Origin of the sequence: Nostoc sp. CmiVER01, assembly GCF_034531135.2 — a bacterium.
Classification (GTDB): Bacteria; Cyanobacteriota; Cyanobacteriia; order Cyanobacteriales; family Nostocaceae; genus Nostoc.
In genome coordinates, this window is record NZ_JAVRBU020000048.1 from 1 (window position 1) to 1075 (window position 1075).

Sequence of the window (1075 nt, forward strand, 5' to 3'; positions counted from 1 at the left end):
AATGTTTGTTCATATTGTTCAATCCAGGCATTTTCAGCTAAAAGATTCATGGCAATGCTAAAAAACTTTTTGGCTGGATCACCTCCTTTTTAGGGAGACCTACACCCCTTACATATCGAAAAGCATACAGCTATATAGGTAGTAAGTTGGTCTATACCTAGGTCGGTCGCAGATATTTGCAATATTGTTGAACGCTTTCAAACTATGATGAAGGTTCGTTTACGGGCTATTAGCTCAGGTGGTTAGAGCGCACCCCTGATAAGGGTGAGGTCCCTGGTTCGAGTCCAGGATGGCCCACCTGAAGCAAGTCAAAAGTTAAAAGTCAAAAGTCAAAAGTAAGAAGTTAATTATTTTTGAATTTTGAATTTTGAATTTTGAATTGTATTCTGGGGGTTTAGCTCAGTTGGTAGAGCGCCTGCTTTGCAAGCAGGATGTCAGCGGTTCGAGTCCGCTAACCTCCACCTGAGGAGAAAAGCCATTGATACAGTAGATATATATATAGAGAGTTCAGCAACATGACTTTGGAGTCAGACTGCTGAGTTATATCTCAGCCAGAACCTTGAAAACTGCATAGTAACGCGAAAAAAGCAGGCAGACACAGAGAATCTTTAGAGATGTTTTTGTGGATGCAATTATGTGAAAGACCAAATGAATTGAGTGGTCAAGCTAATAAGGGCTAACGGTGGATACCTAGGCACACAGAGGCGACGAAGGACGTGGTTACCGACGATATGCTCCGGGGAGTTGGAAGCAAACATTGAGCCGGAGATTTCCGAATGGGGCAACCCTAAATACTACCTGCTGAATATATAGGCAGGAGAGAGCCAACCTGGCGAATTGAAACATCTTAGTAGCCAGAGGAAGAGAAATCAAAACAGAGATTCCCTAAGTAGTGGTGAGCGAAAGGGGAAGAGCCTAAACCAAAAGATTTATCTTTTGGGGTAGTGGGACAGCAATATCGAATCTGGCGGTTAAACGAAGCAGCTAAATACTGCACCAAAGAAGGTGAAAGTCCTGTAGTTGAAAACTCAAGGATAGTAGCTGAATCCCGAGTAGCATGGGGCACGAGGAATCC

2 tRNA genes and 1 rRNA gene are annotated in these 1075 nt (G+C 43.3%); all 3 read left to right on the forward strand.

Annotation, left to right across the window (positions count from 1 at the left end):
• Positions 1-223: 223 nt before the first annotated feature.
• Positions 224-297: transfer RNA gene (locus RMZ43_RS35880), tRNA-Ile, on the forward strand.
• A gap of 91 nt (positions 298-388) precedes the next feature.
• A tRNA-Ala gene (locus RMZ43_RS35885) sits at positions 389-461 on the forward strand.
• A gap of 198 nt (positions 462-659) precedes the next feature.
• Positions 660-1075, forward strand: a 23S ribosomal RNA gene (locus RMZ43_RS35890); the annotation flags it as partial.